General features: G+C 70.1%; 14 protein-coding genes and 1 tRNA gene. 7 read left to right on the forward strand and 8 right to left on the reverse strand.

Annotation, left to right across the window (positions count from 1 at the left end):
- Positions 1-101 precede the first annotated feature (101 nt).
- The 3 genes from leuA to AB0I03_RS14740 form a co-directional block, all read right to left on the reverse strand.
- Complete coding sequence (leuA, locus tag AB0I03_RS14730; protein WP_360412230.1) at positions 102-1,814, reverse strand: 2-isopropylmalate synthase; 1,713 nt, start codon at positions 1,812-1,814, stop codon at positions 102-104.
- 251 nt (positions 1,815-2,065) lie between these two features.
- Complete coding sequence (locus tag AB0I03_RS14735) at positions 2,066-2,656, reverse strand: nitroreductase family protein (protein ID WP_360412061.1); 591 nt, start codon at positions 2,654-2,656, stop codon at positions 2,066-2,068.
- Between the two features lie 174 nt (positions 2,657-2,830).
- Complete coding sequence (locus AB0I03_RS14740; protein ID WP_360412064.1) at positions 2,831-3,604, reverse strand: hypothetical protein; 774 nt, start codon at positions 3,602-3,604, stop codon at positions 2,831-2,833.
- A gap of 129 nt (positions 3,605-3,733) precedes the next feature.
- On the opposite strand from AB0I03_RS14740, the gene AB0I03_RS14745 reads away from it, so the two are divergent.
- Together AB0I03_RS14745 and AB0I03_RS14750 are read left to right on the forward strand one after the other, a co-directional pair.
- The gene (locus AB0I03_RS14745; protein WP_360412067.1) at positions 3,734-4,999 is read left to right on the forward strand and encodes an aspartate kinase; all 1,266 of its coding nucleotides are present in this window, start codon (positions 3,734-3,736) and stop codon (positions 4,997-4,999) included.
- A gap of 2 nt (positions 5,000-5,001) precedes the next feature.
- Positions 5,002-6,069 (forward strand): aspartate-semialdehyde dehydrogenase, encoded by a 1,068-nt coding sequence (locus tag AB0I03_RS14750; RefSeq protein WP_360412070.1) that lies wholly within the window; start codon positions 5,002-5,004, stop codon positions 6,067-6,069.
- A 72-nt stretch (positions 6,070-6,141) separates the two neighbouring features.
- Here AB0I03_RS14750 and AB0I03_RS14755 read toward each other — a convergent pair whose 3' ends face one another.
- Both AB0I03_RS14755 and AB0I03_RS14760 read right to left on the reverse strand, forming a co-directional pair.
- Positions 6,142-6,930: a hypothetical protein gene (locus AB0I03_RS14755; RefSeq protein ID WP_360412073.1), complete on the reverse strand. Its 789-nt coding sequence runs from the start codon at positions 6,928-6,930 to the stop codon at positions 6,142-6,144.
- A complete protein-coding gene (locus tag AB0I03_RS14760; RefSeq protein WP_360412076.1) occupies positions 6,923-7,897 on the reverse strand; it encodes an ATP-binding cassette domain-containing protein in 975 nt (324 codons plus the stop codon). Before AB0I03_RS14760 ends, AB0I03_RS14755 begins: the two co-directional genes overlap by 8 nt.
- Before the next feature lie 276 nt (positions 7,898-8,173).
- Between AB0I03_RS14760 and cysS the strand changes: the two genes are divergently transcribed.
- The 3 genes from cysS (at position 8,174) to AB0I03_RS14775 (ending at position 13,562) form a co-directional block, all read left to right on the forward strand.
- On the forward strand, positions 8,174-9,571 hold the full coding sequence (gene cysS, locus AB0I03_RS14765; protein ID WP_360412079.1) for a cysteine--tRNA ligase: 1,398 nt from the start codon (positions 8,174-8,176) through the stop codon (positions 9,569-9,571).
- Positions 9,572-9,768: 197 nt separating this feature from the next.
- Positions 9,769-10,779 carry a 23S rRNA (guanosine(2251)-2'-O)-methyltransferase RlmB gene (gene rlmB, locus AB0I03_RS14770; RefSeq protein ID WP_360412082.1) on the forward strand — a complete coding sequence of 337 codons (1,011 nt, stop codon included), beginning with the start codon at positions 9,769-9,771 and terminating at the stop codon, positions 10,777-10,779.
- Between the two features lie 191 nt (positions 10,780-10,970).
- Positions 10,971-13,562: an Hsp70 family protein gene (locus AB0I03_RS14775; protein WP_360412085.1), complete on the forward strand. Its 2,592-nt coding sequence runs from the start codon at positions 10,971-10,973 to the stop codon at positions 13,560-13,562.
- Between the two features lie 59 nt (positions 13,563-13,621).
- Here the strand turns inward: AB0I03_RS14775 and AB0I03_RS14780 are convergent, their stop codons facing one another.
- On the reverse strand, positions 13,622-14,209 hold the full coding sequence (locus AB0I03_RS14780) for a hypothetical protein (protein WP_360412088.1): 588 nt from the start codon (positions 14,207-14,209) through the stop codon (positions 13,622-13,624).
- Between the two features lie 221 nt (positions 14,210-14,430).
- Between AB0I03_RS14780 and AB0I03_RS14785 the strand changes: the two genes are divergently transcribed.
- A tRNA-Thr gene (locus AB0I03_RS14785) sits at positions 14,431-14,507 on the forward strand.
- A 38-nt stretch (positions 14,508-14,545) separates the two neighbouring features.
- Here AB0I03_RS14785 and AB0I03_RS14790 read toward each other — a convergent pair.
- Positions 14,546-15,532: a hypothetical protein gene (locus AB0I03_RS14790; protein ID WP_360412091.1), complete on the reverse strand. Its 987-nt coding sequence runs from the start codon at positions 15,530-15,532 to the stop codon at positions 14,546-14,548.
- 275 nt (positions 15,533-15,807) lie between these two features.
- Positions 15,808-17,526: an N-6 DNA methylase gene (locus AB0I03_RS14795; protein ID WP_360412094.1), complete on the reverse strand. Its 1,719-nt coding sequence runs from the start codon at positions 17,524-17,526 to the stop codon at positions 15,808-15,810.
- Between the two features lie 130 nt (positions 17,527-17,656).
- Here AB0I03_RS14795 and AB0I03_RS14800 point away from each other — a divergent pair, with 130 nt between their 5' ends.
- The gene (locus AB0I03_RS14800) at positions 17,657-18,265 is read left to right on the forward strand and encodes a hypothetical protein (RefSeq protein ID WP_360412097.1); all 609 of its coding nucleotides are present in this window, start codon (positions 17,657-17,659) and stop codon (positions 18,263-18,265) included.
- The last annotated feature ends 256 nt before the right edge of the window (positions 18,266-18,521 follow it).

Genomic DNA, 18,521 nt, shown 5'->3' on the forward strand with positions numbered 1-18,521 from the left:
GCTCAGTGCGCCGAAAGGGGCGGGCCGCTTTCGCGGTCCGCCCCAACGGGTTCGATGCTCGAAATGCAAGGCGAGCGAGCTCGCCAAAGTGTGGGCTGCGGCTACGCCCGGTTGTAGGCGCTCGCGACGGCCCGCATCGTCGCCAGGACGATGTTCGGGTGGACGCCTGCGCCCCATACGGTCCGACCGTCGATGGCGCACTCCACATAGGACGCGGCCTGGGCGTGCTGGCCGGCGGACAGGGCGTGTTCGGCGTAGTCCAGGACCTCGACGTCGACGCCGACCGAGGACAGGGCGTCGGTGAACGCCGAGAGCGGGCCGTTGCCGGTGCCGGAGACCTTCTGCTCGACACCGTTCAGCACGATGTGCGCGTCCAGGGTCAGCGTCTCTCCGGTGTAGACGGTGGTGTGGTCCTCGACGACCAGGCGCGGCGTGGGCTGGTACTCGGGGTGGTACTCGCGGCGGAAGATGTCGTGGATCTCCTGCGTCGAGACCTCCTTGCCGGAGGCGTCAGTGTGCCGCTGGATCGCGCCGCTGAACTCGATCTGCATGCGCCGCGGCAGGTCGAAGCCGTACTCGCTCTGCATGACGTACGCGACCCCGCCCTTGCCGGACTGGGAGTTGACGCGGATGACGGCCTCGTAGGTGCGGCCGACGTCCTTCGGGTCGATCGGCAGGTACGGTACGCCCCAAGTGAACTCGTCGACCGGGACGCCCGCCGCCTCGGCGTCGGCCTCCAGGTGCGCGAAGCCCTTCTTGATGGCGTCCTGGTGCGAACCGGAGAACGCCGTGTACACCAGGTCCCCGGCGTACGGGTGCCGCTCGGGCACCGGCAGCTGGTTGCAGTACTCGACGGCGCGCTTGATCTCGTCGATGTTGGAGAAGTCGATGCGGGGGTCCACGCCTTGGCTGAACAGGTTCAGGCCCAGCGTGACCAGGCAGACGTTGCCGGTGCGTTCGCCGTTGCCGAACAGGCAGCCTTCGACGCGGTCGGCGCCGGCCTGCACGGCCAGCTCGGCGGCGGCGACGCCGGTGCCCCGGTCGTTGTGCGGGTGCACCGAGAGGATCAGCGACTCCCGGTTCGGCAGGTTGCGGTGCATCCACTCGATCGAGTCGGCGTACACGTTCGGGGTGGCCATCTCGACGGTGGCGGGCAGGTTCACGATCAGCGGCCACTCGGGGGTGGGCTGGATGACCTCGGCGACCTTGGCGCACACCTCGACCGCGTAGTCCAGCTCGGTGCCCGTGTACGACTCGGGGGAGTACTCGTAGCGGATCGCCGTGTCGGGGGTGTGCATCTCGGCGTACTTCAGGCACAGCCGCGCGCCCTGCGTGGCGATGTCGGTGATCCCGTCCTTGTCCAGGCCGAACACGACGCGGCGCTGCAGCGTCGAGGTCGAGTTGTAGAAGTGGACGATGGCCTGCTTGGCGCCGCGCAGGCTCTCGAAGGTCCGCTCGATCAGGTGCTCGCGGCACTGGGTCAGGACCTGGATGGTGACGTCGTCGGGGATGAGGTCCTGCTCGATCAGCTGCCGTACGAAGTCGAAGTCGGTCTGCGAGGCGGAGGGGAACCCGACCTCGATCTCCTTGTAGCCCATGTCGACCAGCAGCTGGAACATCTTCTTCTTGCGGTCGGGGGTCATGGGGTCGATGAGCGCCTGGTTGCCGTCGCGCAGGTCCACCGCGCACCAGATCGGCGCGGTGTCGGTGATCTGGTCCGGCCACGTGCGGTCGGGCAGGTCGACCTTGAACTGGGAGTGGTACGGCTGGTAGCGCTTGGCGCGGTCGGCGAAAGCCGAGCCGTTGGAAGTCATGGATGTCACGGATGCTCCTGTGGAGATGGCTGTGGGTCTGAGTCGCTTCTGACTGATCCAGCCGGCATGCGAAAACCCGCGACGAGGAGCCGACCTAGTTGGCCCCGCCGCGGCAGCTAAGGAGCATCGTGAACCGCATGACCCCGAGAGCTTACACCGCAGGTGTGACTCAGGTCGACTTCGACGCCCGGATGCTGGGACGGTCCCGCTGAAGACCGGGCTGCGGCGATGCGGCACCGGCCACCGCCGCCCTACGGGTGGATGAGCAGGTCGCCGATCGCGAGACGGGCGCGCGGCGACCGGTCCGGGCCCGCCACCGCGTCGTCCAGGTCGGCCGGGTCGCCCGGCAGGCCGATCGCGACCACCGTGGTCGGCACCAGCGGCGCGGCCAGATCGAACTCGGCGGCCAGCGCGGCGGCGTCGAAGCCGCCCATCTGGCGGACGGTGAGCCCTTCGGCGGCGGCCTGGAACGTCAGGTGCGCGATCGCCTGCCCGAGGTCGTAGGCGGCATGCGCGAGCGGGCCGCGGTCGTTGGCGTCGGTGCGGACGGCCACGAGCAGCGCGGAGGCCTGCCCGGCCCAGTCGCGGTTGCCGGGGTTGAGGGTCTCGACGACGCGCTTGAACTCGCCGGTGTCGCGCCGCGCGAGGAGGAACCGCCACGGCTGCGTGTTGCCGGCGCTCGGGGCCCAGCGGGCCGCTTCGAGGAGGGCCGCGACCTGGCCTTCGGTGAGGTCGACGCCGGGCGCGAAGGCGCGCGTGGACTGGCGGGAGGCGAGCAGCGGGTGGATCGGCACCGCGGTCTGGGCGTGGCGGGGCTGGAAAGGCTCGGTCGGTGCGGTCATGCGCGTTCCTTCGGATCTGGGTCTCGCACGGCTGCCGGCGCCGGGGTCCCGGCGGGGCGCGTCTGCGGTCCGGTGGCGGCATCGCAGCGGTGCCGTCCTTGTAGCGGCGTCGTCGCTCGCCATCGTTCATGGTGCCACGAACAGGGAGCGGGCCGCCTGCTCGTGTCGGCTTCCTTACTCCTCGGGCGAAGGCGTCGGGGACGGCGACGGCGCGGTCGACGGCGTGCCGCCCGCCCCCGGCGAGGGCGTCGCGGACGGGTCCACGCTCGGGCTGGGCTCCACGGGTGCCTTGTGCCCCAACGGTTCGGCGTCGCTGAGGTCGCCGGGGAGCTCGACCGTGGCGACCGCCTCGGCCGGGGCTCCGACGAGCTGCAGGGTCCCGAACGCGGCGCTCTCGACGGACAGGATCGTCCCGGCCTCGTCCAGGCACCATTCGCCGGGCGGGATCGGCGGGTCGACCACCACCGTGTTCGGGGTGAGGGTGAAGCAGTCGCCGTCCTGCCCGATCGCGAACGGCAGGTGCCGGTCGAGCAGCTGCGGGAGCCATTCGACGAACGGGAGCTGCACCTTCGGGTCGTACTCCTTCGGGATCTCGCCGGTGATCCCCGCGAGGCGCACGCAGCGGCCCGCGGCGCACTGGAAGAACCCGCCGGTGGTCCACGCGACGGTGACGTCGACCGTGCCGCCGAGCGCCCAACTGGGGACGTCCACGCGCCAGGTGCCGTCGGCGGCGGCCCACACCGTGACCGTGCCGCCCTCGGACCACTCGTACTGCGCGGTGTACGTCTCGTCCAGCGCCAGGCTCACGCGGCCGATGAGGGTCGCGCGGGCGCTGGCGCGCGGCGCCGTCTCCTCGGGGGTGTCGACGGCGGTCGCCGTCCCGCACCCCGCCAGCACCGCCACGAGCGTGAGCGCCGCCACTGTCTTGCCCGTCCATGTCCATGCCACCGCCCGATTCTCTGTCTCACCACCCAGAACGACCTGGCGACACACCGGTATGCGCAGCTAAGGTGAGGTGGCCGCCCCCGCAAGGGCGGTTTCGAGTGACCTGAGACACGAGCGAGTGAGGTGAAATCCGTGGCGCTAGTCGTGCAGAAGTACGGCGGTTCATCGGTGGAGAATGCCGAACGCGTCAAGCGCGTCGCCGAACGAGTGGTCGCGACGCGAAAGCGCGGCGACGACGTGGTCGTCGTCGTCTCCGCCATGGGTGACACCACCGACGAGCTGCTGGACCTCGCGGCCCAGGTCTCGCCGGTGCCCGAACCCCGGGAACTCGACATGCTGCTGACCGCCGGCGAGCGCATCTCCATGGCGCTCCTGGCGATGGCGATCAACAACCTCGGCTTCCAGGCCCGGTCGTTCACCGGGTCGCAGGCCGGGATGATCACGACCGCCGCGCACGGCGTCGCCCGCATCATCGACGTCACGCCCGGACGCATCCGCTCCTCGCTCGACGAGGGGTTCATCACGATCGTCGCCGGGTTCCAGGGCGTCAGCCAGGACACCAAGGACATCACCACGCTCGGCCGCGGCGGCTCGGACACGACCGCCGTCGCACTCGCCGCAGCGCTGGAAGCGGACGTCTGCGAGATCTACTCCGACGTCGACGGCGTCTTCACCGCCGACCCGCGGATCGTGCCGAACGCGAAGAAGCTCGACGCGATCACCTTCGAGGAGATGCTGGAGATGGCCGCCTCGGGCGCCAAGATCCTGCACCTGCGCGCCGTGGAGTACGCCCGGCGCTACGGGCTCCCGCTGCACGTCCGTTCGTCGTACTCGACCAAGACCGGCACGATGGTGTCGGGTTACATGGAGGAGCTGCCCGTGGAGCAAGCACTCATCAGCGGCGTCGCGCACGACCGCTCCGAGGCCAAGATCACCGTCACGAGCGTCCCGGACAAGCCCGGCGCCGCCGCCGCGATCTTCCAGGTGATCGCCGACGCCGAGATCGACATCGACATGATCGTGCAGAACGTGTCGACCGCCGGGAACGGCCACACCGACATCTCGTTCACCCTCCCCAAGGAGGCCGGACCGAAGGCGACCGGGGCGCTGAAGAAGCACCAGACGGCGATCGGGTTCGAGAAGCTCATCTACGACGAGAACATCGGCAAGATCTCGCTCATCGGCGCCGGGATGCGCTCGCACCCGGGCGTGACCGCGAACTTCTGCCAGGCGCTCGCCGACGCCGGCGTCAACATCGAGATCATCTCGACCTCGGAGATCCGCATCTCCGTGGTCTGCCGCGACACCGACCTCGACGCGGCGGTGCGCGCGGTGCACGACAAGTTCGAGCTCGGCGGCGCCGAAGAGGCCGTCGTCTACGCCGGAACGGGGCGATAGGCATGGCGCGCAAACTGAACGTGGCGATCGTCGGCGCGACCGGCGTCGTCGGATCGATCATGCGGCGGCTCCTCGCCGAGGAGCGCGGCAACTGGGGCGAGGTGCGCCTCATCGCGTCCGCGCGCTCGGCCGGCAAGGTCCTGTCGGTCGGCGACGAGAGCATCGAAGTGCAGGCGATCAGCCCTGAGGCCTTCGACGGCATCGACATCGCGCACTTCGACCTGCCCGACGAAGTGAGCGCCGAGTGGGTGCCGATCGCGGCCGCGAAGGGCGTCGTCGTCATCGACAAGTCCGCGCACTACCGCATGGACCCCGAGGTGCCGCTGGTGTGCCGCGAGGCGAACCCGGAGGCGGCCGCCGTGCGGCCCAAGGGGATCATCGCGAACGCCAACTGCACGACCCTCGCGCTCATCCCGTCCCTGGCGGCGCTGAACGCGGAGTTCGGACTCGTGTCGATGAGCGTGGCCTCGTACCAGGCCGCGTCCGGCTCGGGCAAGGAAGGCCTCGAGGCGCTGTACGCGCAGTTCCAGAAGCTCGCCGGCGTCGACAAGGTCGGCACCGAGCTCGGCGACGTGCGCGCGGTCCTCGGCGAGGACTTCAACGCGCCGTTCGGGGCGCCGCTGGCGCTCAACGTCGTGCCGAAGGTGGGCGGCTGGAAGGCGGACGGCTGGACCTCCGAGGAGCTGAAGGTCCGCAACGAGTCCCGCAAGATCCTCGGCCTGCCCGACCTCAAAGTCGCCTCGACCTGCGTGCGCGTGCCCGTGGCCGTCGGCCACTCGCAGGTCGTGCACGCCACCTTCGAACGCGAGGTGACCGTCGCCGAAGCGCACCGCGTGCTCGCGGCGGCCGACGGCGTCGACCTCGTCGACGACCCGGAGAACATGGTGTTCCCGATGCCGATCGACTCGGTCGGCAAGGGCGGCACCCAGGTCGGGCGCGTGCGCCAGTCGATCGACTTCCCGAACTCGCTCGAGTTCTTCGTCGTCGCCGACAACCTCATGAAGGGCGCCGCACTCAACTCGATCGAGACCGCGGACCTCGTGCGCCGCGAACTCGAAGCGAACGCATAAGCGAGAACGACGACGGCGGCCCGGAGCGAAAGCCCCGGGCCGCCGTTCGCGTCTCCTACCGCGCTCGCTTCCTTACGCGTCGCGCTTCTTGAACAGGATCCAAGCACCCGCGATGATCAGAGCCGCGAAGGCCGCGAACACGCCGCCCGAGCCCCAGCGGCCGAAGTAGTCGAAGTCCGGCATGCCCTCGCCCGACATCATCGACAGGTCCAGCGACATCAGCCGCGCACCCGACAAGAACGGCAGGAACTTCACGACCGGCACCAGCCAGTCCGCCATCGGCAGGAACGACAGGCCGAAGATCAGGTTCTCGATGATCAGCGGCATCAGGAAGATGACCACCAGCGCCGACGGCACACCCCGGAACAGCAGCCCCAGGCCCAGCCCCGCCAGCGTGTAGATCAGCGTGTACACCACGTACCCGAGCAGCGCCGACCGCAGCGGGTCCTCGAACAGCCCCGGCACGTCGCCCCAGAAGACGAGCATCGCCAGCGCGTTGATCGCCATCGAGAACACCGTCACCGCGACCGTCACGCCCGAGATCACCAGGATCTTCGCCGCGATGAGCGTCGAGCGCTGCGGCAGCGCCGTCAGTGTCGGCTGGATCGTCCCGTGCCGGTACTCGTGCCCGGTCGCGAAGATCCCGATGATCGCCATGAACACGGCGAGGAACGGGATGCCGAACGCGGCACCGCCGTTGAGGCCCGCCGCCACCGTCTCCGGCACCAGCGGGTCGTCACTGACCACGATCCCCGCGATCACCGGGATCGCGAGCGAGCAGAGCACACCGATACCGATGAGCCAGTAGGTCGAACGCAGCGTCGTCAGCCGCGTCCACTCGTAACGAAGGGCATCAAGCATGGTCGGCACCACCGGTCTGGGTAGCAGGGGCCTGGGCGGCAGGGGCCGCAGCCGGGGCGGCGAGCGGCTCGGCCGCGACGAACTCCTCAGAGGACCCGGTCGCGGACATGAACGCCTCCTCGAGCGAGGCGCTGCGGGTGGACAGCTCGGACAGCTCCACGTTCTCCGTGAACGCCAGGTGCCCGACCGCGCCGATCTCCATCCCGGAGACCACCAGCTCGCCGTCCTTGCCCTTCGCGACCTCCGCGCCGGCGCCTTCCAGCGCCGCCGCGAACCCGTCGGCCGAAGGACTGCGAACCACCACTGTGGACTGCGTGAAGTCCCGCACGAACTGGTTCACGTCACCGTTGAAGATCATCGTGCCGCGCCCGATCACCACGAGCTCGTCCGCCATCAGCTGCATCTCCGACAGCAGGTGGCTGGACACGAAGATGGTGCGCCCCTCGGCGGCGAGGTGCTTGAGCATGTCGCGCATCCAGTGGATGCCGTGCGGGTCGAGGCCGTTCGTCGGCTCGTCCAGCAGCAGGATGCCGGGATCGCCCAAAAGCGCCTGCGCCAGGCCCAGCCGCTGCGCCATGCCCAGCGAATAGCCCTTCGGCTTCTTGCGCTTCACACTGCCGAGGCCGACGAGGTCCATGACCTCGTCGACCCGCTTGTCGCCGATGCCGTTGGCGCTGGCGAGCATCCGCAGGTGGTTGCGGGCCGAACGGGTGGGGTGGAACGGCTTCGCCTCCAAGAGGGTGCCGACCTTGTTCATGGGGCGGCGGATGTCGGTGAAGGACTCGCCGTCGAAGAGGGTCTGGCCCTCACCGTGGTCGAGGCCGAGCATCAGCCGCATGGTGGTGGACTTCCCGGAGCCGTTGGGCCCCAGGAATCCGGTGACGACGCCAGGCCGGACGTCGAACGACAACTGGTTGACCGCGACGGTCTTCCGGTATCGCTTGTACAGGCCTTTCGCTGTGATCATCGGGCTCCTCATCAGGTCTTCAGTTCGAGGGGTGCGGGCGGAGTCCCTGGGGACGCGGCCAGTCTATGAGGACACAGATCCCCGCGCACCGGCTCACGGACCGATCTTCTCCTCCTGCCGGAGGAGGAGGCGCAGGGCCCGCCCAGTACCGGGGTACTACCCGCGGCCGCGTAATACCGGCCCGGTGCGGCGTCGCGCAAGCACTGGCGCGACCTTGAGCGCGGACACGCGGGCCGGGCGGGGGCCAGGCGTGGCCTGGTTGTTTAGACTTGACGAGTGAGCCTGCGACTGTACGACACCGGCACCCGATCCGTCCTCGACTTCCAGCCCCGGAAGCCCGGCGAAGTCGGCGTCTACCTGTGCGGCCTCACCGTCCAGGGACCGCCCCACATCGGCCACCTCCGCTCGGGCGTCTCCTACGACGTGCTCATCCGCTGGCTGCGCCGCAGCGGCTACAACGTCACCTACGTGCGCAACATCACCGACATCGACGACAAGATCCTCGTGCGCGGCGAAGAGCAGGGCCGCCCCTGGTGGTCCATCGCCTACGCCAACGAATGCGTGCTCGCCGACGCCTACGCGGCCCTCGGCGCCGAGCCGCCCACGTACGAGCCGCGCGCGACCGGCCACATCACCCAGATGATCGACCTCATCTCGGAGCTCATCGCCCGCGGCCACGCCTACGTCACCGGCGCCGGCGACGTCTGGTTCGACGTCTCCTCCTGGCCCGACTACGGCGAACTCTCCCACCGCCGCCCCGAGGACATGCTCTCCAGCGCCGAGCCCGGCGCCAAGCGCGACTCTCGCGACTTCGGCCTCTGGAAGGCCCACAAGCCCGGCGAGCCCGCCGACGCCGCCTGGACCTCCCCGTGGGGCCCCGGCCGCCCCGGCTGGCACATCGAGTGCTCCGCGATGGCCCGCCGCTATCTCGGCGACGGCTTCGACATCCACGGCGGCGGCACCGACATCATGTTCCCCCACCACGAGAACGAGCTCGCCCAGTCCAGCGCCGCCGGACTGCCCTTCGCCAAGTACTGGGTGCACAACGGCATGCTCAACCTCGCCGGCACCAAGATGTCCAAGTCCCTCGGCAACACCCTCTCCATCGGCGCCCTCGGCGAGAAGGGCTTCGGCACCGCGGCCATCCGGTACTACCTCACCGGCGTCCACTACCGGTCCGCCGTCGACTTCTCCGAGGACGCCCTCGGCGAGGCCCGCTCGGCCTGGGAGCGCCTCTCCAACTTCGTGCACCGCGCCGCCGACGCCCTCGGCGCGGAGGCCACCATCGGCGGCTCCCTCGCACTCGAGTTCACCGCCGCGATGGACGACGACCTCAACACGCCCGCCGCCGTCGCCGTGATCCACGACTCCGCGCGCGAGGGCAACGCCGCACTTGACGCGGGTGACGACACCGCCGCGGCCCGCCACGCCGCCGCCGTCCGAGCTATGCTCGACCAGCTCGGCCTCGACCCGCTCGACCCGCACTGGGACGACCCGGGGGACGCGAAGCTGACCGGCGCCGTCGACGCGCTGGTGAAGCTCGCGCTCGAACAGCGCGCCGAGGCCAGGGCCCGCAAGGACTACGCGGCTGCCGACCGCATTCGCGATGAGCTCAGCGGAGCCGGCATCACCGTCAAGGACACCCCTCGCGGTCCCGTATGGACAGTCAACTAGGTGAAGCCTGCGAGCCTTGACTGCGCACGTGTGATGTTGAGTCCTGGCGAAGCCTGCGAGCCTGACTGCACGTGTGATGTTGAGTCCGGGCGAAGCTTGCGAGCCTGTGTAAATGTGACCGGCGGCGACGCCAGCACGCCTGAGACTTCAGGCGATGCAGCCGCCCGCGACGACCGAGACCTGGGGAACCGAGACCGATGAGCACCAAGGGTGGACACCCGAACCGCCGCAAGACCTCCAAAGCCGGACCGAAGATCGGCTCCGGCGGCGGCAAGAAGGGCCTGGCCGGCAAGGGGCGCACCCTCAAAGCCGAGGACCGCCCCTGGCACAAGGAGTACCAGGGCGACGACAAGCCCCGCAAGACCCAGTGGAAGCAGTCCAAGGAGCGCGCCAAGGCCGCCTCCGAAGGCCGCACCACCAACATCGGCAAGGCCCGGCCCTCCGGTCCCGTGCGCCGCCGCCGCGACGACGAGCCCGAGCTCATCCTCGGCCGCAACCCGGTCCTGGAGGCCCTGCGCGCCAAAGTCCCCGCGACCGCGCTGTACGTGGCCTTCGGCACCGAGCTCGACGACCGCATCGCCGAGTCCGTGCGCCTCGCCGGCAACCGCGACCTCCCCATCAAGGAGCTCGCCCGCCGCGACCTCGACCGCCGCACCAACAACGCCCTCCACCAGGGCATCGGCCTCCAGATCGAGCCGTACCAGTACAGCGAGTTCGAAGACCTCCTGCACATCAGCAAGACCTCCGGCACCGCGCCGCTCCTGGTCGCCCTCGACGGCGTCACCGACCCGCGCAACCTCGGCGCGATCATCCGCTCCGCCGCCGCCTTCGGCGGCCACGGCCTGATCATCCCGTCCAAGCGCGCCGCCTCCGTGACGGCCGTCGCCTGGCGCACCAGCGCCGGCGCCGCCGCCCGCCTGCCCGTCGCCAAGGTCGTCAACCTCACCCGCACCATCCAGGCCTGCCAGCAGGCCGGGTTCATGACGGTCGCGCTCGACGCCGGCGGCGACATCGACGTGTTCGACATGCCCGTGGCCACCGACCCGCTCCTCATCGTCGTCGGCGATGAAGGCAAGGGCGTCTCCCGGCTCGTCGCCGAGACCTGCGACCACATCGCGAGCATCCCGATCGCGGGCGAGGTGGAGTCGCTCAACGCCTCCGTCGCGGCCTCGATCGCCCTCGCCGAAGTCCAGCGCCAGCGCCGCTAGCGGACCGCCCGGGACGACCGCCCGCCCCGCGCCGGCGGCCGTCCCGAACAGCGTGCGCACCGCCCGAGACCGCCCGCAGGCGCGGGCGACGCACTCGACCACAAACGGTCATCCCGTGACCGCACGATTCGCCGCACCGGACTAACCTGGAACGACCCTGCACGCCCTAGCGCCCCCGGAGCTGCAACCACATGCCGGCTGAATACCTCCTGAGCGTCGACCTCGGCACCTCCCACACCGTGGCGGTGCTGGTGTGGCCCGACGGCCGCACCCGGCCGCTGCTCTTCGACGGCTCCCCGGTCATGCCCTCCGCCGTGTTCCTCGACCCGGGCGGCACCATCCACACCGGACGGGACGCCGAACGGCTCGCGCTCACCGCCCCCGAGCGGTTCGAGCCGAACCCCAAGCAGCGCATCGCCGACGGCACGATCCTCCTCGGCGACCGCGAGATCCCCGTCGCCGCCGCGCTCGCCGCGATCCTCGCCCGCGTCGCCCGCACGGCCGTCGAGTCCGTCGGGCACCTGCCGAACACGGTCCTCACCTGCCCGGCCGCCTGGAGCGAGCAGCGCCGCGCCACCCTGCACGACGCGGCCGCCAAAGCCGGGTACCGGCCCGTCAAGATCCTCACCGAACCCGTTGCGGCGGCGCACTACTACACCTCCCGCCTCTCCCACCCGATGCGCCCTGGGCAGGCGCTCGCGGTGTTCGACTTCGGCGGCGGCACCCTCGACATCGCCGTTCTCGAGCGCCGCCAGGACGGCTCGTTCGGCGTCCTCGCCGACGGCGGCCTGCCCGACCTCGGCGGCCTCGACTTCGACGCCGTGCTCGTCGACCACATCGGCGCCACGGTGCGCCAGCGCGACCCCGAGATCTGGAAGCGGCTCGAGAACCCCAGCGGCGCTTCCGAAATGCGCAACCGCCGCGAACTGTGGGAAGAGGTGCGCGCCGCCAAGGAGATGCTCTCGCGCTCCTCGGTCGCGCCCGTCACGGTGCCCGACATGGCGCAGTCCCTGCATTTGACCCGCGGCGAGCTCGACCAGTTGTCGCGTCCCCTGCTGTCTCGCGCGGTGGGCGAGACCCAGCGCGTTCTCGGCCTCACCGGCCGCCGCCCCGAGCAGCTCGCCGGCCTGTTCCTCGTGGGCGGCTCGAGCCGCATGCCCATGGTGTCCAAGGTGCTCCATGAAGGTCTCGGCATCGCGCCCACGGTCCTCGAGCAGCCCGAACTGCCCGTGAGCGAGGGCGCGGCCCTCGCCATGGCCGGGCCCGCCCCGGTGACGCCGCCCGCGCAGGTGCCGTCGCCGCCGATCCAGTCCCCGACTGCCCCGCACACCTCGCCGCCGATGCGGTCGGGCAGCCTGCCGCCGGTCACGCCGGGCACGGACGAGACGATCATGCTGCGCCGGGGCGAACCCGAGCCGCCGAAGCGCAAGATTCGTCCGAAGTGGATCGCGATCGCGGCGGTCGTGGTGGTGCTCGCGATCCTGCTGCCCATCGGCTGGCTCTGGCTCACGAACCCGTACAAGCAGAAGCCGTTCGACGAGGCGCTCGCGCCGGTCGGCGAGGCCACCGCGTTCGGCGGCGCAGTGAACAACAACGTCTACCAGGTGCGCGTCTGGGACGACAAGACCCTGTTCGCCTACACGACCGCCTCCACCGACCCCAGCGGCGAGGAGCTCCACCTGCGCGCCGTCGACACCGACACCGGCGAACCGCTGTGGGAGGGCGACATGGTGTTCCCCGGCGCGGGCTGGGACGGCAACTTCTACGTCTCCGAAGACCTCGTGGCCTTCTCGCAGGAGGTCGACACCGCCAGCGAGACCCCGTACCGCTTCTACTTCCTGGACTGGAAGGACGGCGAGACCCGCAACACGGTCGACAGCGCCGACCGCACGGCCGCCCGCTCGGGCGACTACCTCGTGCTCGGCCCCTTGGGCGGCAACACCTTCACGGTGTACGACGGCGCCGGCGAGACCGTCTCCAGCTGGGAGCTCGGGAACGTCGAAGAAGGCGTCACCGTGTCCAATTGGGACCTCGTTGGCACGCCTGACGACCTCGAGGAGCCGTCGCTGCGCGCCAACGGGAACGGCCGGGTCTGGGCGGTCACGAGCGACAACGTGGTGCACGTCCACCACCTCGAGTCCGGCGAGAAGGTGGCCTCCAAGGAGGTCGAGACCGTCGAGGACCTGTACTTCGGCTGGGACAACCTGCTGTACGTGGCGGTCGACAAGGAGACCGGCTACGACCTCAACGTCTACGACATCGACGACGGTCTGTCCCGTGTGGACGAAGAGACCGTCACGTCCGAGACCCCGGCGCCCGACCAGCTCAAAGCCTGCGGCGAGAAGCTGATCTGCGTGCGCGAACCGGTCGCCGACGTCATCGACATCTACACCTGGCGGCTCTACAACCCCGACAAAGAGGAGATCGTGCACGTCTTCGACGAGCGCGAGTACCGCTACATCCTCCCGCTGGGCGACCGCATGATGGTCGAGCACTACGAAGGCGACGACGTGCGCACCCAGATCTACGACAAGGGCTTCGACGCGGTCGGCAACGACGTGGGCGAGAGCGACTTCGAGGCCATCGACGGCGGCAGCGCCCTCACCTGGCCCGCGGCCTCCGGCTTCAGCACCAGCACCGGCAACGTGATCGGCCTCGGCCGCGACGGCACCCGCACCTCGCTCCACATCGACCTCGAGGTCTACGCCTGCGACGCCAGCGAGACCCGCCTGGCCTGCCTCACCCTCGAAGGCATGCAGGTGTACTCCTTCAGGGACGCATAGGGAACGACGCACAGCAAACGGGGCGGGCGCATATGCGCCCGCCCCGCTCCGTTTCCGGCTCAGGCTGCCACGCGGTCCCTGCGGCGCAGCCACCACAGGAACTGCAGCAGCGCACCGAGCGCGGGCAGTCCGAGGAACGTCCACGCGAACAGCTCGTCCTTCGTGATGAAGTCGATGCCCGGGTAGAACGAGGTGCCGGAGTAGAGCAGCCGCAGCCCGACGCCGAGGATCACGCACGCCAGCGCGGCGGCCCCATACGCGATCCGCCGCCCCGGCAGCGGCACGGCCGCCGCGACGAACACTGCCGCCGCGGCGAAGTAGACGACCATGAGCTCGACCGGCGCCGGCCCCTCGTTGAACATCATGTAGGTGAGGGTCGCGAGGTACAGGGAGATGAACCCCGTCAGCAGCGCGCCGCCTTCCGCGACGTACGTGTCCACGCGCGGCCGCGGCATCCGCCACGACGCCCACAGCAGCCACGGCGCGGGCAGCGCCAGCAGTACGACGAACGTGATCGTCGATACCGGCCCGTTGCTGATCAACAGGACCCAGACGACGAGCAGCGCCGCCCAGACGAAGGGCGCCACGGCCCACTTGACGACTGATGAGCGAGCGCTGCGCTCGACGTTTTCCGTTGCAGTGTTCATGCGACCAGTGTCGCAACCCAACGCAACCGATCCACTACCAAATTCGTGCCTTCGTTGGAGGTTTCCTACAACACCGGCCGGTCCAACGCCCGCTTCCGCCCATCTTTTTTCTAGGTTTCCACCAAACGCGCCACCAGGCCCGCGCCCGATCGGGGCGGGCCGCCGGTTGCGCCGGGGTCGGCTAGAATCGTTCCGTCGCGCTGTGGATACGGCGCTGACCTGCCGGTGTAGCTTTAATTGGTAGAGCGCCTGATTTGTAATCAGTAGGTTGCGGGTTCGAGTCCTGTCACCGGCTCCATTGCCCGACCTTTGGTCGGGCTTTTTCGTTGTCTCAGTTCAGCTTTCGGGCGTGGACTGGTTACACCATCTCCGGGATTCCGTGCTTGCCAGTGAGGCGATCAGGGCGAGTGGGACCAGGCTGAGCAGGGCCGGCATCAGGCCCGGGCCGGGGCCGTCTTGGACGAAGTTCAGGATCGCCGCGATGAGTAGCCAGGCCGCGTAGGCCGCTGCGAGGACGACCGATGCCCAGCGGGCCCAGTTGCGGTGGCACGAGAAGCCGATGTTCAACGCGCCCTGAACGAGTGCGAGCAGCAGTACCGCGCCCGCGGCCCAGGCTGTTCCCGTCCCGGCCATGTCGGCTTCGTCGCCCGCCAGCGCCAGGAGTGCCGCCGCGCCGGCGTAGAGGGCGATGCCGATGGCCGTCCAGAGGACGAGGAGCGAGGCGACGACCTGGTGGGGCGGTTGTGCGGCGGTGTTGATCTTGGGGCTGTGGCGGGGCGCGTCGCAGTCGCACCAGTCGCGGGTGGGGCGTAGGAGCAGGAGGACGAGGAGGAGGGCGAACAGGAGGGTGCCGGTGATGCCGGTGCCGGGGTTCGTTCCGACTCCGGTGAGGATTGCAGCGGCGAGGGCTATTGCGGTGGTGATGGCGATGACGTGGCGGGCCCAGTCGCGGCCGCTGCGGAGTTTGAGCGCGAGGAGTCCGAGGAGGACGGCGGCGGCTGCGATGAGGGCCGGTTCGACGAACTCCAGCGGGCTCCAGGCGCCGGCGTGGCGGACGCTCACTTCGAAGGAGGTCGCCACGGCGGATACGAGCGCGACCCAGGCGGCCAGGGCGGTGAGCAGCCAGAGCAGGACGACCGCGATGAGGACCGTTGCGGGTGTGCGCGGTTTTGGCGGTGTCGCCGCCGGTGGTTCGGGTGGCGGCCCCGGAACGGGTGGCTCGGATGCGGCCGGCTGCGGTTCCGGCGGCGGGCCTGGTGGCTTGGACGCCGCGGCGGGCTGCGGTTCGGACTCGGGCGCTTCTGGCGGTTCGGCTCGGTCCATGTCACGGCTTTCGATGGGCGACGGGAACACTGCTGACGTTAAGCCATCAGGCTCGCCTCCACCACCTACACGGACAGGTCGGCGCCAAGGGTTCGCGTCGGCCGCAGTTGCGGGTACGTGAGCAGGAATCGCGTTTGGTGGAGTGTCGGACCCGTGTGGGACAGTCGTCTCATTTATTCGGTTGGTCGGAGGTGGATGCGGGTGGGAAGGGGCATGCCCTATGGGCGGCGTCGCGGAGCGCCGCGCGCCAGCGCGCAGCATCTCACCGCGCGGCATTAGTCCTCTGCGGTCACCGTGCCCGAGACCAGGCCGGCCGCGGCTGCTGCGGTGAGGGCCTCGGCGTCGGCTCCTGCTTGGGCGAGGGCGGCGCGCAGGTCTTCCAGGGCTGTGTAGGCCGCGCCGCGCCGCTGCTGTTCGGCGAGGGCGATGCGGGGGATCTTCACTGAGAGCAGGCGGCGTTTCGCGCCGGTCGCGGTGCGTTTGGTCGCGGTGGGGAGGCGGGCGGCGAGGGCGGCGGCGATCCAGCCGAGGTCGACTGTGGGTCCGCAGCTGACGGTCCATTGTGTCTCGGTGGCGTCGCTGCGGGGGCCGAGGCGCACCTGTGGTTCGCCCACTGGGTCGACGATGACGCATCTGGCGTCGTCGTCCCCTTGCGGCCCAGTGCTGCCGCCCGGGGCGATGAGTAGGTGCCCGTCGCGTTCGAGGTCGGCCAGGCTCGTCTCCGGGGTGCTCGCTTCGGCGCCGGTGCCGAAGCGCGGCAGCGGGTGCCGCGCCAGCCCGCCGAGCCGGTCGCCTAGGCCCGCAACGGATTCGGCGAGGCTCGCGGCGTCGCCGGTGGCGCTGGCGAGGTAGACCGCGGGGGAGATGTCGACGTCCTCGTCCCAGAGTCGCATGAGGGGCACGGTGGTCGAGTCGGCGGTGGCGAGCGGCGCGTCCGGTGTGGCGGTGAACTGCCGCCAGGCCTCGGCCAAGTCGCCGCCGCCGGAGACGAGCAGCTGGGTGGTCTCGCCGCGCGGGGCGAGGATCCAGATGTGCGCCTTGGCTTCAGGGGAGTCGACGACGGCGCGCAGTGCGCCCCAGCGGAGCAGTTCGGAGCGGATGCGCCGCCCGGTGCGGCGGTGGGCGACTTGGGCGGGCATGCGCACGACGGCGTGTCCGCCGGGGGCGAGGAGGGCGACGCAGTGCAGGGCCCAGGCGAGTTCGGGTTCGGTGCGCGGCGGGGTGCCGTAGGCGAGGCGGGGGTCGTCGCCGACTGCGTATTGGTTCGCGCCGCCGTCCTTGACGTTGAACGGCGGGTCGCAGACCACGAGGTCGTACCGTTCGCCGGGTACGGGTTGCAGCAGTGAATCGCCCACGCGCGCAACCACTGCCGCTTCAGCGTCGAGGAGTCGCAGGCGCTGCTCGGCGATGGCGGCGCGCGGGGCGGAGAGGTCTTGGCCGCTGAGGACGCGGCAGTGGCCGGTGCGGCGGGCGACTTCGGCGAGGAGGTCGCCTTCGTCGCAGGCCGGGTCGTGGACTGCGGGCCGCGCGGTGCCCTGTGTGACGGCGGCGGCGATGTCGGCGAGGGGCGCGATGCCCGGCGGTACGCCGGTGCCGGCGGCTTCGCGGGCGCGCTCGATGAAGAACTCAAATAGGGCCGAGGCAGGGGTCTCGCGTCGCAAGTCGTTGAGCTGCTTGGTGATCGCGGGTTCGCCGCCGTCGCCGAAGGCCGCGGCGACCGCGCTGAGCGCGGCCTCGGCGGTCGGGTGCGTGTCGGCGAGGGTGAACCAGAGCCGGTCGGCGCCGGTGACGTCGAGTGCCCGGCCGTGCCGTTCGGCCCACTGCTCGAGTTCGTGGAGCGCGAACCGGGGCCGCCGGGACGTTGCGTCCACGGGGGCCGGGAAGTCGGTTTCGCGGCGGCGCCAGTTGCTGACGGCGTTGCGGCCGACGCCCGCGAGTCGGGCGAGGTCGGTCAGCGTGATGGTCTCGCCGGAACTGGCGTCACGGGTGGTCATGCGGCTCCCCTGTCTGGATTTATCGAATCGTAACCCACCCCGCGTTGCGGACGCTCGACACAGTCGTTTAATCTCGTGAAGTGAGTTCACAAGATCTGAACTACGAACACCACTCCACAGAAGGTTGATCATGAACATCGAATTCCCCGAGATCTCGAAGCGCCTCCTCGCCGCCTCCGGCGCCGGCCTCATCGCCCTCGCCGCCCTCTCCGCTTGCGGCGCAGAGGACACTGGCTCGGGGGACACCGCGAACGCCGCCGAAGAGGCCGGTGCCGACACCGAAGCGGAGGCCGAGGCCCCGGCCGGCGACGGCACCAGTCCCGAGTCCCCGCTCGCGGCGGGCTCCACCCTGGAGATCGGCGACTGGACCGTCACCGCCTCCGAGGCCACGCTGGACGCGACCGACGCGATCCTCGCCGCCGACGAGTTCAACGCGGCCCCGGCCGACGGCTTCCAGCAGAGCCTGGTCACCCTCGACGGCACCTACAACGGCACCGAGACCGGCTCGCTGTGGCTCGACGTGACCTTCGGCGTCTGGGCCGACGGCACCTTCTACGACAGCATCGACTGCATGAACACCGTCGAGGACCAGATCACCCTCGTCCCGGACGTCTCCAGCGGCGGCACCTCCACAGGCTCGGCCTGCGTCGAGGTCCCCGCGGGCGCCGACCAGTACCTCCTCTACTTCGAGGACATCATGAGCCTGGACGGCACCCAGTACTTCGTCGAGATCGGCTGAGTACCCCAGGGCCGGAGGACGCGGTGACCATTGGGCGGAACCCGCGTCCTCCTTTGCGCCCCAGGCCATCCCGTGCATCGGCTGAGGTTCCTGGCACCTTGACCGAATTGCAACCATTGTGATCCTCGCCATGATGGCGGCGGCGCGACGCCGCGACCGCAGTGAAGTCCCAGTTCAGCGACGTGGCGGGCGGCATGGTAACGATCCCTGCCGTCTCAGTAGTTGAGTCCCTCCCATATCGTCGCGCTGAATTCCC

Source organism: Glycomyces sp. NPDC021274, from assembly GCF_040641195.1.
Taxonomy (GTDB): domain Bacteria; phylum Actinomycetota; class Actinomycetes; order Mycobacteriales; family Micromonosporaceae; genus Glycomyces.

Excerpts from the sequence above, each read along its gene's own strand:
- AB0I03_RS14780 (WP_360412088.1), bottom strand. The coding sequence starts at position 14,209 with ATGAACACTGCAACGGAAAACGTCGAGCGCAGCGCTCGCTCATCAGTC.
- AB0I03_RS14750 (WP_360412070.1), top strand. The coding sequence starts at position 5,002 with ATGGCGCGCAAACTGAACGTGGCGATCGTCGGCGCGACCGGCGTCGTC.
- rlmB (WP_360412082.1), top strand. The coding sequence starts at position 9,769 with ATGAGCACCAAGGGTGGACACCCGAACCGCCGCAAGACCTCCAAAGCC.
- AB0I03_RS14755 (WP_360412073.1), bottom strand. The coding sequence starts at position 6,930 with ATGCTTGATGCCCTTCGTTACGAGTGGACGCGGCTGACGACGCTGCGT.
- leuA (WP_360412230.1), bottom strand. The coding sequence starts at position 1,814 with ATGACTTCCAACGGCTCGGCTTTCGCCGACCGCGCCAAGCGCTACCAG.
- AB0I03_RS14800 (WP_360412097.1), top strand. The coding sequence starts at position 17,657 with ATGAACATCGAATTCCCCGAGATCTCGAAGCGCCTCCTCGCCGCCTCC.
- AB0I03_RS14775 (WP_360412085.1), top strand. The coding sequence starts at position 10,971 with ATGCCGGCTGAATACCTCCTGAGCGTCGACCTCGGCACCTCCCACACC.
- AB0I03_RS14760 (WP_360412076.1), bottom strand. The coding sequence starts at position 7,897 with ATGATCACAGCGAAAGGCCTGTACAAGCGATACCGGAAGACCGTCGCG.
- AB0I03_RS14795 (WP_360412094.1), bottom strand. The coding sequence starts at position 17,526 with ATGACCACCCGTGACGCCAGTTCCGGCGAGACCATCACGCTGACCGAC.
- AB0I03_RS14735 (WP_360412061.1), bottom strand. The coding sequence starts at position 2,656 with ATGACCGCACCGACCGAGCCTTTCCAGCCCCGCCACGCCCAGACCGCG.
- AB0I03_RS14790 (WP_360412091.1), bottom strand. The coding sequence starts at position 15,532 with ATGGACCGAGCCGAACCGCCAGAAGCGCCCGAGTCCGAACCGCAGCCC.